This is a genomic window from Azospira oryzae (assembly GCF_004217225.1).
GTDB classification, from domain to species: domain Bacteria; phylum Pseudomonadota; class Gammaproteobacteria; order Burkholderiales; family Rhodocyclaceae; genus Azospira; species Azospira oryzae.
In genome coordinates, this window is sequence record NZ_SHKM01000002.1 from 1 (window position 1) to 14,967 (window position 14,967).

17 protein-coding genes are annotated in these 14,967 nt (G+C 57.8%); 7 read left to right on the plus strand and 10 right to left on the minus strand.

Annotated elements, in window-relative coordinates:
- Positions 1-207, plus strand: a 207-nt coding sequence (locus tag EV678_RS16170) for a hypothetical protein (protein WP_207222245.1), incomplete at its 5' end; no start/stop codon positions are given.
- 311 nt (positions 208-518) lie between these two features.
- On the plus strand, positions 519-1,871 hold the full coding sequence (locus EV678_RS09130; RefSeq protein ID WP_130459320.1) for a M23 family metallopeptidase: 1,353 nt from the start codon (positions 519-521) through the stop codon (positions 1,869-1,871).
- 70 nt (positions 1,872-1,941) lie between these two features.
- Here EV678_RS09130 and erpA read toward each other — a convergent pair whose 3' ends face one another.
- The 5 genes from erpA to rplM all read right to left on the minus strand — a co-directional run bounded on the left by erpA (position 1,942) and on the right by rplM (position 4,539).
- On the minus strand, positions 1,942-2,289 hold the full coding sequence (erpA, locus tag EV678_RS09135) for an iron-sulfur cluster insertion protein ErpA (protein ID WP_014236435.1): 348 nt from the start codon (positions 2,287-2,289) through the stop codon (positions 1,942-1,944).
- 44 nt (positions 2,290-2,333) lie between these two features.
- Positions 2,334-2,744, minus strand: a complete 411-nt coding sequence (locus EV678_RS09140) for a bactofilin family protein (RefSeq protein ID WP_014236434.1) — start codon at positions 2,742-2,744, stop codon at positions 2,334-2,336.
- A gap of 20 nt (positions 2,745-2,764) precedes the next feature.
- Entirely contained in the window at positions 2,765-3,265 is a 501-nt protein-coding gene (locus EV678_RS09145) for a DUF6776 family protein (RefSeq protein WP_328590245.1), read from the minus strand.
- Positions 3,266-3,708: 443 nt separating this feature from the next.
- The gene (gene rpsI / locus EV678_RS09150) at positions 3,709-4,101 is read right to left on the minus strand and encodes a 30S ribosomal protein S9 (protein WP_014236432.1); all 393 of its coding nucleotides are present in this window, start codon (positions 4,099-4,101) and stop codon (positions 3,709-3,711) included.
- 9 nt (positions 4,102-4,110) lie between these two features.
- Positions 4,111-4,539, minus strand: coding sequence for a 50S ribosomal protein L13 (rplM, locus tag EV678_RS09155; protein ID WP_014236431.1), 429 nt, complete (start codon positions 4,537-4,539; stop codon positions 4,111-4,113).
- A 500-nt stretch (positions 4,540-5,039) separates the two neighbouring features.
- On the opposite strand from rplM, the gene EV678_RS09160 reads away from it, so the two are divergent.
- On the plus strand, positions 5,040-5,456 hold the full coding sequence (locus tag EV678_RS09160; protein ID WP_130459322.1) for an OsmC family protein: 417 nt from the start codon (positions 5,040-5,042) through the stop codon (positions 5,454-5,456).
- Positions 5,457-5,493: 37 nt separating this feature from the next.
- Here the strand turns inward: EV678_RS09160 and coq7 are convergent, their stop codons facing one another.
- From coq7 to EV678_RS09180, 4 genes are read right to left on the minus strand one after another with little or no spacing between them, the layout of a single operon-like run.
- Complete coding sequence (gene coq7, locus EV678_RS09165) at positions 5,494-6,117, minus strand: 2-polyprenyl-3-methyl-6-methoxy-1,4-benzoquinone monooxygenase (protein ID WP_130459323.1); 624 nt, start codon at positions 6,115-6,117, stop codon at positions 5,494-5,496.
- 21 nt (positions 6,118-6,138) lie between these two features.
- Positions 6,139-6,699 (minus strand): CNP1-like family protein, encoded by a 561-nt coding sequence (locus tag EV678_RS09170; RefSeq protein WP_235832441.1) that lies wholly within the window; start codon positions 6,697-6,699, stop codon positions 6,139-6,141.
- Positions 6,700-6,755: 56 nt separating this feature from the next.
- Positions 6,756-7,367, minus strand: coding sequence for a CBS domain-containing protein (locus tag EV678_RS09175; RefSeq protein ID WP_014236427.1), 612 nt, complete (start codon positions 7,365-7,367; stop codon positions 6,756-6,758).
- Between the two features lie 54 nt (positions 7,368-7,421).
- A complete protein-coding gene (locus EV678_RS09180) occupies positions 7,422-7,946 on the minus strand; it encodes an RNA pyrophosphohydrolase (RefSeq protein WP_014236426.1) in 525 nt (174 codons plus the stop codon).
- A gap of 159 nt (positions 7,947-8,105) precedes the next feature.
- Between EV678_RS09180 and EV678_RS09185 the strand changes: the two genes are divergently transcribed.
- Together EV678_RS09185 and EV678_RS09190 are read left to right on the plus strand one after the other, a co-directional pair.
- Positions 8,106-9,818 carry a proline--tRNA ligase gene (locus EV678_RS09185; protein WP_014236425.1) on the plus strand — a complete coding sequence of 571 codons (1,713 nt, stop codon included), beginning with the start codon at positions 8,106-8,108 and terminating at the stop codon, positions 9,816-9,818.
- The gene (locus EV678_RS09190; RefSeq protein ID WP_130459324.1) at positions 9,806-10,414 is read left to right on the plus strand and encodes a lytic transglycosylase domain-containing protein; all 609 of its coding nucleotides are present in this window, start codon (positions 9,806-9,808) and stop codon (positions 10,412-10,414) included. Before EV678_RS09185 ends, EV678_RS09190 begins: the two co-directional genes overlap by 13 nt.
- 318 nt (positions 10,415-10,732) lie before the next feature.
- Here the strand turns inward: EV678_RS09190 and ffh are convergent, their stop codons facing one another.
- The gene (gene ffh / locus EV678_RS09195; protein ID WP_130459325.1) at positions 10,733-12,088 is read right to left on the minus strand and encodes a signal recognition particle protein; all 1,356 of its coding nucleotides are present in this window, start codon (positions 12,086-12,088) and stop codon (positions 10,733-10,735) included.
- A gap of 45 nt (positions 12,089-12,133) precedes the next feature.
- Here ffh and EV678_RS09200 point away from each other — a divergent pair, with 45 nt between their 5' ends.
- On the plus strand, positions 12,134-12,973 hold the full coding sequence (locus EV678_RS09200; protein ID WP_014236422.1) for a cytochrome C assembly family protein: 840 nt from the start codon (positions 12,134-12,136) through the stop codon (positions 12,971-12,973).
- A 275-nt stretch (positions 12,974-13,248) separates the two neighbouring features.
- Entirely contained in the window at positions 13,249-14,967 is a 1,719-nt protein-coding gene (gene pilB, locus EV678_RS09205) for a type IV-A pilus assembly ATPase PilB (RefSeq protein WP_014236421.1), read from the plus strand.

The following is a 14,967-nucleotide window of genomic DNA, read 5'->3' on the forward strand; positions in this document are numbered from 1 at the left end:
ATCTTTGTGCAAGCGCTTGATTCATTTGTCCGACCTAAGCCGGAACACCCAACCAAGCACCTACACCTATCGGTTGTCCTATTTTTTAAAGAGCTTGCAAATCAAGACTTTATCTCAATTTGCCGCGCCGCCGTAGCAACGAAAGACGCGCATTCTACACAGAGAAAAACAAGCCGTCAAACAATTTTCAAAAATAATCAACCTTGAAAACGAAGCTACGCTTACTCTGGCAGTCGATAACAACTTATTGTTTTTTATCGACTTTCCCCCGCCGCAAAGCAGCGAGAGAGGCGAATTATACAGGCCAAGAAACGCCAGTCAATACAAAAATAGAAACTTTTACCCAGAATTACTCACAAAACCAAAATTTCCCTAATAAATCCATGTGTTGAAAAAAACAGGTCGATACACGCTGCCGCTCCAGCAAACCCCGTATTACGCAACGACCCAGCCACTGGGATAGCAATGCGCACCATGCTAGACTGCCGCAGTTAAAATAGCAGGGCAGGACACGCATCATGCACCAGCACCCCGGCAGCCAACACACCTCATCCTTATTGCCTCGCCACAGCCCGCTCTACCACCTAAAAAAACATCCGGGAGCCGCCGCCGTATTTGGAGCCTTGGCCCTATTCAGTATGGTGGCTGCATTTGGCCTACAACCCCCCTCGCCAAGCACCACCGAGCTTATCCCCCGTCCCGTTGTAGAAGACCTTGCGCTTGCACTCGCCCACCCTTTGGATTTGGGCAACCAAGCCTATCTAAGAGAAGAAAAGGTACAAAAGGGCGACAGCCTAGCCAACCTGCTCAACAGACTCGGCGTTAACGATGCACCAGCCCTGGATTACATCAAGCAAACCCCTGCCGCACACCCCATCTTTCGCCAACTAGCCCCCGGCAAGTTAGTCACGGCCAGCACCAGTGACTCCGGAGAATTGCTACTCCTCAGTTTCCCACTGAACAATCGCGCAGAGAACTTGCTGATCGAAAGACACGGCAATACCTTCAGAACAAGAGAAGCGCCCCTGGCTCTTCAATCCCAACTGGAAATGAAATCAGGCGAAATTCGTAGCTCGCTGTATGGAGCGACGGATGACGCAGGAATTCCTGACGCCGTAGCCAACCAGTTGGCGGAGATTTTTGGTGCAGATATCGACTTCCACAGAGACTTGCGCAAGGGAGACCGCTTCACCCTGATCTACGAAATGTACCGCCACCAAGGTCAAAGCATTCGTAGCGGACGAATTCTTGCTGCAGAACTTGTAAATGCAGGAAAAGTCTTCCGTGCCGTTTATTTTGAAGACCCGAAGAGCAGCATCAAGGGAAGCTACTACACACCGGAAGGCAAGAGTTTACGCAAGGCCTTCCTCCGCTCCCCACTTGAGTTCTCCCGGATCACGTCTGGATTCACCAATGCCAGACTCCACCCAATTCTCCAACAATGGCGAGCGCACAAAGGCGTCGACTACGGTGCACCAACGGGAACCAAAGTACGCGCCACCGGGGACGGTACCGTGGAGTTTATCGGACGCCAAGGCGGATATGGGAATCTGATCATCCTCCGCCATCAAGGTCGCTACTCCACCGCATATGGACACCTGAGCAGCTTCACCCCCCAGCTGCGTAAAGGCTCTCGGGTCAGCCAGGGCGAGCATATCGGCAACGTCGGCGCCACCGGCTGGGCAACCGGCCCCCACCTACACTATGAATTTCGCATTGGCGGCGAACAAGTCAATCCCTTAGCAGTCCAGTTGCCTGGCGCACCATCACTTGAAACGGCGCAACTGTTGCAGTTTCGTCAGAAGACCCAGGATCTTCTGGCCCAGCTGGAAATGTTGAAACAAAGCGACATGGTTGCCTTTCAGGAGTAAGACCCCTCACACCCCAAACAAAAAAGCCTCGCAGATGCGAGGCTTTTTTGAGAGCACAGACTGAAGCGCACTATACGGAAAACGAGGAACCGCAGCCGCAGGTAGAGGAGGCGTTTGGATTCTTGATCACAAACTGGGAACCTTCCAACCCCTCGGAGTAGTCGATCTCGGCACCGACCAGATACTGAAAGCTCATCGGATCGATCAGAAGGGTCACACCATTCTTGTCCAACACGGTATCGTCCTCGTTTGCCACTTCGTCAAACGTGAAGCCGTACTGGAAACCAGAGCAGCCACCACCGGTCACAAAAACCCGCAGCTTGAGCTCAGCATTACCCTCTTCTTCAATCAACTCCCGAACTTTGCTGGCAGCACTATCAGTAAAAACCAAGGGCAGACCATCAGCAACTGCATTCATAACGCACTCCTAAACTAAAAACTTGAATCCTATTAGTACCGCCGTCAGTTACTTGAAGCTGCCAATTTAAGCTCGACAGTCTTCGCATTAGACTGATGAATCAGCCTTCCCTGAACCACAGCACCTTGCTGCATCTCCAGGCTGTTGTACTCCACGTCACCTGTGACCTTGGCACACGGCTGAAGTTCAAGGGTTTCGGTTGCATGCACCGGACCAATCACTGTCCCATTGATCACCACGTGCGCAACATTTATCACCCCTTCAATACGCGCATGCTCACTAACAACTAGGGTCGACGGCTGATCTTGGGCGGCCTCGACATTTCCCTTTATTTCACCATCAATGCGCAGGCCACCACTGAACTGAACATTACCTTCCAAGCGAGTACCAGCACCAATAAGACTATCAATACGGTTCTGGGGCTTGCTAGCACCATTCTTCTTGCCACCAAACATGGAGCCTCCTCACTTAGGTATCAAAGCGACAGGGACTGCTTGGCACGCACGGAACCGTCCTGCACCAAACGCGCCTCTACCCCCTTAAGAACAGTACCTTTGGGGATAGAAAAATAACCTTCAGTCCGAAGGAACCGCTTGATTTCCAAACGGAACTTCCCCGCCGCCGAGTCCCCCTCGGCGGGAAGAATCATCATAACATCTTTGCCCGCCTGCTGCACTTTGAGGTGGAACTGGAGAAGCCCTCGGAACTCCTTGGAACGAGCCCCCGACTCCATCGCAATCAATAGCCGGTATCGATAGCGCCCCTCCTCGCCTTCTGGCTCCACCCTCAACCGGCTAATCTTCAAACCATCCTCTGATGCCCCAACCCCAGGCACGATGCTTTCAAAGAAAGCCAAATCCTCTTTCAGACTGGCATTTTCCTGCTCAAGCTGAGCAACCTGGCGCAGAAGGCGCTCCTTCGCGGAACGCTCAATCTGAACACTGCTTTCCCCCGCCGCCGAGGACTGACGCAGCACAGCCAACTCAGTCTCCAGAGCCTCAGTTCGAGTCCGCAGAGACGATATCTCCCGATCGGACTCCCGGCTATGAAATCCTGCAAAGCGCCGCCCCACGTCATACACCCAGGCCGCAGCAGCCAAAGACAAGGATAGCAACGCCACAACCAACAAAAGCCGCCAGTACCAGGAAACATGAGTACGAACAGCCACTTTGGGCGCACTTATCCCAAACCGCTGCCGCAGACGCTTACGAATCAATGATGTCGCCAACACGGCCATGGGTTCCCAAGCAACGGATTATCACCGCGCACCGCGGCGGATGAAGACAAATCCAGCGACAATCCTTTGAACCAACACGCTGGACAGCGTCGAGCCATCTTAAACGCCCCAATCTTTACCAACAAGTCCGGATCAAGCAAAAAAAAAGCCGCCCAAGAGGCGGCTCTTTTTCACAGCGCTGATTAACGCTTGGAGAACTGCTTGCGGCGACGAGCCTTGTGGAAACCGACTTTCTTACGCTCAACTTCGCGGGCATCACGAGTCACGAACCCAGCCTTAGACAGAGCAGATTTCAGAGCAGCATCATAAGCAATCAACGCACGGGTGATGCCATGACGAACGGCACCGGCCTGACCAGATTCACCACCGCCAGTAACATTGACCTTGATATCGAAGCCAGCGACCTGCTCAACCAACTCCAGGGGCTGACGCACGATCATGCGGCCGGTTTCACGGGAGAAGAATTGGTCAACCGGCTTGCCATTAACAACGATGTTGCCGGAACCGCGCTTCATGAAGACGCGAGCAACAGCGCTCTTGCGGCGACCGGTGCCATAAAAATAGTTTTCAGCCATGACAGTACCTTAGATATCCAGGGTTTTGGGCTGCTGAGCGCTATGGGGGTGTTCAGCACCAGCGTAGCACTTCATCTTCTTCAGCATGGCGTAGCCGAGCGGGCCCTTGGGCAGCATGCCCTTAACAGCCTTTTCCAGCACACGAGCGGGGAAACGCTGCTGCAGCTTGGTGAAGTTAGTTTCATAGATACCACCGGGGTAACCGCTATGCCGGTAATACTTCTTGTCCTCGGCCTTGTTACCGGTGACACGAAGCTTCTCAACATTGGTCACGACGATGAAGTCGCCGGTATCAACGTGAGGGGTGTAAATTGCCTTGTGCTTACCACGCAGCCGGCGAGCGATTTCAGTGGCGAGGCGGCCGAGCACCTTGTCTGTGGCGTCCACCACATACCACTCGCGCTTCACCTCATGGGGTTTAGCGGAAAAAGTTTTCATCTGGGCCGTCCTTAGCCTAATCACAGAAAGCCGCGGATTATATGGGGGCAGAACACCCCGTGTCAATGCCTTCTTGGCAGACAACACAATCCAGCGCCAACAAAAAAAGCGCGACTCCAAGGAGTCGCGCTAAATCCACACCAAAGGAGGAGGGTGGAGGAGACAAACTGCAAGCATGAGCCGCACCAAAACCTACGTACAACTCACACTCAAGTTGAGTTAATTATCACTAAAGGCAAGGTCGAAATCAAGTAATTTTTTGTGCGATGCACCAGTATTTTTTTGATTTGTCGATAATGTTTATGTATAAAACACAACCCAATGTTTTGAATGATCAAATTCAATTTATCAGAAATTGATTTACCAATTCGTAATTTCACAACCACCTCAGAAGCAAGCCAACACCCCTTGCATTTGTGCGGCGCAACAATACGCACCACTCCCGGCCATCTGATAGAGCCCTTAGAATGCGCCCTTCCAATAAATGGAGAGGTCTCATCGTGGAATGCAAAGTTAAATGGGTTGATGGAATGGCTTTTCTGGCGGAAACAGGCAGCAACCATACTGTGATGATGGACGGCGCCCCGGAAGCTGGAGGTCGCAACCTGGCTCCCCGCCCGATGGAGCTATTGCTGGCAGGCACAGGAGGATGTACTGCCTTTGATGTTGTCCTGATCCTGAAAAAAGGACGTCATGAAGTTAGTGACTGCGAAGTAACGCTCCATGCCGAGCGCGCCGCCACAGACCCCAAAGTCTTCACGAAAATTCATTTCGCCTTCAAGGTCACCGGGAAAAATCTCAAGCAAGCCGCAGTGGAACGGGCTATCGAACTATCCAAGGAGAAGTACTGCTCCGCCTCAATCATGCTGGGCAAAACAGCCACCATCACGCACGAACTTGAAGTGGTCGAAGCATAGAATGCCTGCCCCAGGCCTACCGAGCCTGGGGCATACCTCATAGATAGTAGGCAACCCCCGTCATCACTTTTGACGACAACTTCATCGCAAGCCTGACCGGACCGGGCAAGTCCACTCCTCCGAGACTAACAGCCGTCTGCGCATGGCTCATCTCATCAAATTTCATCTGGCTCACAATGCTTCTTGAACGCTGATCAGCCAGGGGCAAGCGCCGTAAATGGCTATCAAGATGGCGTTCGACCTGGCGTTCTGTCTCAGCCAGAAATCCAAGATTCCACGAATCACCAGCCTTTCCCGCCACGCCCCCCAGCGCCAGCGACCCCGCATACCACAGCGGATTCAAAAAGCTTTTACGTCCGCCCAACTCCTGAATTCGCCTTTCGGTCCACGCAAGGTGCTCCGTTTCTTCCCAGGCCGCATGCTCCAGCGCCTGCTTGATCACCACATTCTTCGACGTCAGTGCCTGCCCCTGATACAAGGCCTGGGCGCATATCTCACCACAGTGATTGACCCGCATCAGCGCCGCGGCGTGACGCTTCTCCTCCGGAGACAATTCAGGCATCGGCACATCAGATCCTGGAACAGAGCGGCGAGTCGGCGCAGGGGCGAATACGGCTCGAAGCGCTTTATCAAACTCGACAATCAGGCGATCAATGCTCATTCAGCAGTCCTTAGCCGAAAGCTAGCGGGGCACATCCGGATGCCCACCTGCCTTCAATGCAGCCACACCCTCCTGGGCCGTTCGGATCGCCACACCCCCAGGACAAAAATACTCCCGGGAAAGCGCGGCATGGTGCCGGTTCACCATCTTGTTCTCCACAAGCCCCCATTGGTTGGAGCGAGCCTTTGACCAACTCCCATCCGGGCGGCCAAAAGCGTAGAGACGACGCTCCCGGGTATCACATCTCAAACCCTCATAACTGACGTTCCGAGCCCCCCCTTGGGCCACGACAACGAGCACATAGCGCACCACCCCATCAGACCCCACTGAAATGGTGGCTCCATCAACGCTGAACACCCCCTGGGCAGTGGGACTGACATAAAAGGGAATCAGAGTCTCTTCCCGGGGCGCGGGCGGCAACTGAGTCTCGACCTCCTGCCAAGGCTTCTTGTCGAACTCGTCGTCAAAGTTATAAACCGTCCCCTGAGGAGGGAAAAGAATGGCCGGCAAATCCGCCAAGACCTGCTGACTGAGACACAGCCCGAGGGCAGCCAGCAAACTGCACAGTTTGGAATATTTCACGAACACTGCCTGTCACGTTAATAAGGACGGGGAACCGTCACTTAACCAGAAAGCCGCTATACCTCCGGCTGGGAAATCACAGCCTCGATTTCCGCAAAGGTACGCGCCACCTCGGTGGTGTGCAAAGGAATGCCCAACTGGCGCGCGACTTGGGAGGCCGAGAACACCCCCCGAACCATCTGCCGCCCGCCCAGGGGATCGAAATCCACCACCAGCGCATGCTGACGCCCTGAGTATTTGAGCGTTTCGACGACATTTCCCACATCTGCGCGCAGGACGTCCCCGATATGCAGCACCTCGATTTCATCCCGAGGCGTCATGATATCCGCCACTCGGACATCCTCATGCCGCACGCCCCGATTGCGCACGACCTGGAGCGGTCGCTCCCCTAGGATATCCCGGGCGGTCACCAGCCCGACGACATCCCCTCGGGCGTCGACAACCAGCAAGGAACGAACCCCCCGCACAATCATGGCCTGGTTGGCCACATCAATGTGGGTGGATGCCTCAATAGTGGCTGCAGCCACCAGCTTGAGATCAGTCATGACTTCAAGCGCCGGGGAATCAACCCGGACCGGCTGGGGAGAAAAATAGGTGGGTTGATGATAACCAGCCCCATCGGCCAGACGGGTTATTGGAAGCGGCTTGTACTCGGTTTTCGCGACCATTGCTATCTCCTTGACTAGAGGACGACGGACCACACCTGCGAAACCAAAGAAAACCTAATTCCCAATCTCCAGCGGGCGCCGAATGCGGCCGGGAGCCCGCCCACGATCGGCGTCAATATAACGGACCAGTTCGTTCAGCGCCTGCTGATAAACGCCACGCTTGAACTCGATCACTGCATCCAACGGAATCCAGTAATCGTTCCAGCGCCACGCATCAAATTCAGGGTGACTGGTTGCCCGGAGGCACACATCGCTGTCGCGGCCCACAAGGCGCAACAGAAACCAAATCTGTTTCTGCCCCTTGTAGCTGCCACGCCATTCGCGCTTGATCCATTGCGTCGGCACGTCATAACGCAGCCAATCCTTGGTTCGACCGAGGATGCGCACGTGTTCGGGCTTTAACCCGACCTCCTCGTGCAACTCCCTGAACATGGCCTGCTCCGGCGTTTCGCCGCGCTTGATGCCACCTTGGGGGAACTGCCAGGAATGCTCACGAATACGCTTGCCCCAGAAAACCTCGTTTTTTGCGTTACAAAGAATGATGCCGACGTTCGGGCGATAGCCTTCACGGTCGAGCATGGAAAACCTGCATCAAATATTGGGTTGAAAGCATTCTTTCACAATTCCACATACTTGGAAAGGAAGGCCATCGGCCGGAAACAAGCCAATACCCGGCATCCCATGACGGTCCGTCGTCTTGTAGAATTAGATTTTTAGCCCGTCAAAAGATTCAATCCCATGCGTACCTCCCAATTTTTCATTTCCACCCTCAAGGAAGCCCCCTCCGACGCGGAAGTGATCAGCCACAAGCTGATGCTTCGTGCCGGCCTCATCAAGCGCCTGGCAGGCGGCATTTATACCTGGATGCCCCTGGGCCTGAAGGTACTGCGCAAGGTGGAAAAGGTGGTGCGTGAAGAAATGGATCGCGCCGGCGCCATTGAACTGCTGATGCCGGCCGTGGTACCCGCCGAGTTGTGGCAGGAAACCGGCCGCTGGGAAAAGTACGGACCGGAACTGCTGCGCTTCAAGGACCGTCACCAGCGGGACTTCGTCATCGGCCCCACCCACGAGGAAGTGATCACCGACGTGGTGCGCAAGGAAATCAAGAGCTACCGCCAGCTGCCCGTCCATTTCTATCAGGTGCAGAGCAAGTTCCGCGACGAGATCCGCCCCCGTTTCGGCGTCATGCGCGGCCGCGAATTCCTGATGAAGGACGGCTACTCCTTCCACACCTCCTTCGCCGACCTGGAGCGGGAATACAAGCACATGTACGACACCTACTGTCGTATCTTCACCCGCCTGGGCCTGCAGTTCCGCGCCGTGGCCGCGGACACCGGCTCCATCGGCGGCACCGGCTCCCATGAATTCCATGTGCTGGCCGACTCCGGCGAAGACGCCATCGCCTTCTGCCCGGACTCCGACTACGCCGCCAACGTGGAACTGGCCGAAGCCCTGGCCCCTGCCGCTGCCCGCGCTGCGGCCAGCCAAGCCATGACCAAGGTCGCCACCCCGGGCAAGACCCAGTGCGCCGATGTGGCCGCCTTCCTTGGCGCCAGCGCTGAGCAGACGGTCAAGGCCGTGGCAGTGATGCGCACCGAAGGTGGCTTTGCCCTGCTGCTGCTGCGCGGCGACCATGAATTGAACGAGATCAAGGCCGAAAAGATCATCGGCGAATTCCGCTTCGCCAAGGACGACGAAATCGTCGCCGCCCTCGGCTGCAAGCCCGGCTACATCGGCCCGGTGGGCATCAAGGCGGACATCCCCGTGATTGCCGACCGCACGGTGGCGGCCATGGCGGATTTCATCTGTGGCGCCAACGAGGCCGAGCATCACCTCACCGGCGTCAATTTCGGCCGCGACCTGCCCGAACCTGGCCAGGTGGCGGACATTCGCAACGTCGTAGAAGGCGACCCCTCCCCGGATGGCAAGGGCCAGCTGGGCCTGTGCCGCGGCATCGAAGTGGGCCACATCTTCCAGTTGCGCACCCGTTACTCCGAAGCCCTCAACTGCAAGTACCTGGACGAAAACGGCAAGGAACAGATCATGGAGATGGGCTGCTACGGCATCGGCGTCTCCCGCATCGTCGGCGCCGCCATCGAGCAGGGCAACGACGACAAGGGCATCGTCTTCCCCGCCGCCATCGCCCCCTTCGAAGTGGCCATCGTGCCCATGGGCTACCACAAGAGCGAGGCCGTCAAGGCGGCTGCCGACCAGCTCCTGGCCGACCTCAAGGCAGCCGGCATCGACGTGCTGCTGGACGACCGCAACGAGCGCCCCGGCTCCATGTTTGCCGACATGGAACTGATCGGCATCCCCCACCGCATCGTCGTGGGCGAACGGGGCCTGGCCGAAGGCAAGCTGGAGTACAAGGGCCGCCGCGATGCGGAAGCCCAGATGGTGGACGCCGCCGGCATCGTTGCCCTGCTGCAAGGGAAGCTGTGCGCCGCCTAAAGGCACTGCTGCTGTCCGGCTGCCTGTGCCTGCCCCTGGCGGCGCAGGCAGGGGCTCAGAAGTATGAGCCCCTGTCGGCCAGCGTCCAGGCTGCCTTGTCCAAGTCGGTCGCCGACCAGAAGCCGCCCCAGAGTTCGTTCAAAGACCCGATTGCGGCGGCCAACTGGCTGACGGAAATGTCCCACCGGCTGGAAAAGCGCATCCCCAACCAGGAAAGCCGCCTCGAGCTCCTGCGCTCGGTGCACTACGAAGCCACCCGGGCCGGGCTCGACCCCCAGCTGGTGCTGGGCCTGATCCAGGTGGAGAGCGGCTTCAAGAAATATGCCGTCTCTTCAGCCGGCGCCCGGGGGCTGATGCAGGTGATGCCCTTCTGGGTCAAGCTGATCGGCGATCCCAGCCACAACCTCTTCAACCTCCGCACCAATCTTCGTTATGGCTGCACCATCCTGCGCCATTACCTGGACATCGAGCGGGGCGACCTGTACCGGGCCCTGGGCCGCTACAACGGCAGCCTGGGCCAGCCCGAGTACCCCAACCTGGTGAAGGGCGCCTGGCATGGGCGCTGGCTCTACAACGAGCAGGTGGCCCTGCATTAGGGCGCACCAACGGCAATTGAGAAGAGAACCACGTATCTGATTTGCCGTCTCCGAGAGGGCGAACCGCCCTCTCCGAAGGGAATGGGTTCGCGCTGCTGGCGGCCATAAATAGCATTAGCCCAGAAGGCTGCAGGGACGGGCATGCCAGCTGTTCCATGCCGGAGAAGGCCGCCCTTACTGCCTCTCAGCCATGGTAACTTTCACCCCGCAACAGGAGCGGATTGGCGGCAAACACCCAGGGCCGGTCAAGCAGGCAATTCCAATAAAAAAAAGCCCCGGCACACGGGGCTTTTTTATTGCCGCAAGGGATGCGAAAGATCAGCGCATGCCCGGCATCATGCCCTTCATGCCCCGCATCAGCTTGGACAGGCCGCCCTTGGCGAAGGACTTCATCATCTTCTGGGTCTGCTCGAACTGATTGAGGAGGCGATTGACTTCCTGCACCTGCACCCCGGCACCGGTCGCGATGCGGCGCTTGCGGCTGGCCTTGATCAGCTCCGGCTTGGCCCGCTCCGCCGGCGTCATGGAATTGATGATGCCCTCAATGCGGCGCACCGCCTTGTCTTCCGCACCGCCCTGCAGCTGGCCGGCGGCCTGGGCGAACTGGGCCGGCAGCTTGTCCATCAGGGCCGCCATGCCCCCCATGTTGCGCATCTGGGCGATCTGGTCCTTGAAATCGTTGAGATCGAAGCCCTTGCCCGACTTGAGCTTCTTGGCCATGGCCAGGGCCTTTTCCTCATCGACCCCCTTGCGCGCCTCTTCCACCAGGGAAAGGATGTCGCCCATGCCCAGCACCCGGGACGCCATGCGCTCGGGGTGGAAGGCCTCCAGGCCGCTCAGCTTCTCGCCGACGCCGACGAACTTGACCGGTTTGCCGGTCACATGGCGCACAGAGAGGGCGGCACCGCCCCGGGCGTCACCGTCCAGCTTGGTCAGCACCACACCGGTCAGGGGCAGGGCCTCATTGAAGGAGCGGGCGGTATTGACCGCATCCTGGCCCAGCATGGCGTCGACCACGAACAGGGTTTCCACCGGCTTGATCGCCGCATGCAGCTGCTTGATCTCGGCCATCATGGCTTCGTCGATGGCCAAGCGGCCGGCCGTATCGACCAGCAACACGTCGTGGTAATGCTTGCGGGCCCAGTCGATGGCGGCCAGAGCGATGGCTTCCGGCTTTTCCTCGGTGCTGGAGGGGAAGAAATCGACGCCGGCCTGGGCCGCCACCGTTTTCAACTGCTCGATGGCGGCAGGGCGGTAGACGTCGCAGGAAACCACCAGCACCTTTTTCTTCTGGGTTTCCTTGAGCAGTTTGGCCAGCTTGCCCACCGTCGTGGTCTTGCCGGCACCTTGCAGGCCGGCCATGAGGATGACGGCGGGCGGCTGGGTCGCCAGATTGAGGGCGGAATTGGCACCGCCCATCAACTGGGTCATTTCCTTGTGCACCACACCGATCAGGGCCTGGCCCGGGGTCAGGGAGCCAATGACTTCCTCGCCAAGGGCCTTCTCCTTCACGGCGGCAATGAAGTCCTTGATCACCGGCAGCGCCACGTCCGCCTCCAGCAAGGCGAGGCGGACCTCGCGCAGGGCGTCGGAAATATTGGATTCCGTCAGACGGGCTTCACCCCGGAGGGTCTTCATGACACCGGCGAGGCGTTGAGTCAGATTATCGAGCATGGGCAGGAGGTGAGCTTAAGAGGTTGCTTGGTGTAAACTGCGGAAATGCCGTCCATTTTACTGCACTTCCTGCCCCACTACCTGGCCAGCGCCCTTTATGCCCTGCTGGGTTTCCATTTCTGGCGCACCCGCTGGGCGGAAACTGACAAGCCCATGGTCACGGCGCCGATGCAACCCTGGGAGCGCTGGGCCATTCTCGGCACCATGCTGATCCAGGGCATCGGCCTTTACGACGGCCTCTTCGGCACAGGAGAAATGCGCTTCTCCTTCAGCTTCGCCCTCTCCCTGATGTTGTGGCTGGCCGTCTTCATCTACTGGATGGAAAGCTTCAAGGCCCGCATGGAAGGCCTGCAGCCCATGGTGTTGCCGCTGGCCGCCGCCTGCGCCATCCTGCCGCCCCTCTTCCCCTCGGCCCACGTCCTGCCCCATGCCGATTCGGTCGGTTTCAAGCTGCATTTCATGGCAGCCATGCTGGCTTACAGCCTGTTCACCCTGTCGGCCCTGCACGCAGTCTTCATGGGGTTCGCCGAACGCAAGCTGCATCAGCGCTCCCTCACCAAGAGCCTGACCAGCCTGCCGCCTTTGATGACCATGGAAGCCCTGCTGTTCCGCATGATCATCGTCGGCTTCATCCTGCTGACTGCCGCCCTCGGTTCCGGCGTGCTGTTCTCCGAAGCCCTCTTCGGCAAGGCCATGGCACTGGACCACAAGACGGTCTTCGCCTTCATCTCCTGGGGAATTTTCGCCGCCCTCCTTGCCGGCCGCCATGCCTATGGCTGGCGTGGCCGCACGGCCCTGCGCTGGACCATGGCCGGCTTCCTGGTGCTCCTGATGGCCTATGTCGGCAGCCGCTTCGTGGTGGAAGTACTGCTGAACCGCCTCTGACGCAGCTGCAATGGCCGGGCACTGCCTCGGCCGGCGAGGCATCGCCCCCTCCTCAGCTAGGCGCCCCCTTGGGGGTACTGGCAGGCGATGGGCGCATACCGGCAACCAAGCAATTGCGTTGCCGAGTGTAAAAGTGCGAAAACACTTCGACTTTGCCATCCAAGCAACTGATCCGTCACAACTTTACAAAAAGACCCGCGGCGGGCATCATCAGCCCGATAACGACGGCATAGCTACCGCCCCACTTCAGTCCAACCCACGCAGATGCAGGAGTCATGGCAGCTACTTTTCAGGTTCCCCTAAGTGGTCTTGCGCGCGCCATGGTCCAGGCTGGACGCCTCAAAGAGGCCGAAGCCGAAGCCTTCATGGCCCAAGCCAGCGAAAAGGGCACGACATTCATTGAGCAGGTGATCGCCGGCAAGCGGGCCAGCGCCAAGGAAATAGCCGTATTCGCAGGAGAAACGTTCGGCTACCCGGTCCTTGATCTGAGCGCTTTCGATGAAGCCAACATTCCGGCCAGCGCCATTGACCGGAAGCTCATCGCCACCCACCGCGTCATACCGCTGAACAAGCGCGGCAACCGGCTCTCGGTAGCGATAGCTGACCCAACAAATTTGCGGGCCTTGGACGAAATTCGCTTCCAGACAGGCTTGGCAGTGGACTCCGTCGTTGTCGAAGAGCCCAAACTGGCACCGCTGGTCGTCAAATATTCGGAATCGGCAGAAGAAAACCTCAAGAATCTCACCAATGAGGACTTGAACCTCGAATTTGCGGAAGAAGAAGATCAGGCCAAGGCCGATGAAGCCGTATCCCTGGATGTGGATGACGCACCGGTCGTCAAGTTCATTCAGAAAATACTGCTGGATGCGATCAACGATGGCGCTTCCGACATCCACTTCGAGCCGTATGAAAAGTTTTACCGCATCCGCTATCGCATCGACGGCGAGTTGCGGGAGGTTGCCAATCCGCCCCTGGCAATCAAGGAAAAGGTCGCTTCCCGCATCAAGGTCATTTCCCGGATGGACATTTCCGAGAAGCGGGTCCCGCAAGACGGCCGGATGAAGCTGGTCCTTTCCAAAACCAGAGCCATCGACTTCCGGGTCAGCACGCTACCAACGCTGCATGGCGAAAAGATCGTCATGCGTATTCTGGATCCGTCCTCCGCCACGCTGGGCATCGAAGCGCTGGGCTACGAGCCGGAACAGAAGGAAGCCCTGCTCAACGCCATCCACCGTCCTTATGGCATGGTTCTGGTAACCGGCCCGACCGGTTCCGGCAAAACCGTATCCTTGTACACCTGCCTCAACATCCTGAACAAGCCTGGCATCAACATCTCCACCGCGGAAGACCCGGCAGAAATCAACCTGGCCGGCATCAACCAGGTAAACGTCAATGACAAGGCGGGCCTGACCTTTTCCGCCGCCCTCAAGTCCTTCCTGCGGCAGGATCCGGACATCATCATGGTGGGTGAAATCCGCGATCTGGACACAGCCGAAATCGCAATCAAGGCGGCCCAGACCGGCCACATGGTGCTATCCACCCTGCACACCAACGATGCCCCGACGACACTGGAGCGCCTGAAGAACATGGGCGTCCCCACTTTCAACATTGCCTCGTCCGTCATCCTGATCACCGCCCAGCGGCTGGCCCGCCGTCTGTGCAACTGCAAGGTCCCGCTCCATGTCCCCACCGAAACCCTTCTGAATGCTGGCTTTACCGAAGCAGAACTGGATGGCAGCTGGACACTCTATGGCCCCAACCCGGAAGGATGCGAGCGCTGCAAGGGAGGCGGTTTCAAGGGCCGGGTAGGCATCTACCAGGTGATGCCGGTTTCCGAGGAAATTCAGCGCATCATCATGGCCAATGGCAACTCCATGGATATTGCTGCCCAGGCCAAAAAGGAAGGGGTCAAGGACTTGCGTCAGTCCGGCCTGTTGAAAGTTAAGCAGGGAGTCACCTCCCTGGACGAAGTGCTGTCTACGACAAACGCCTGA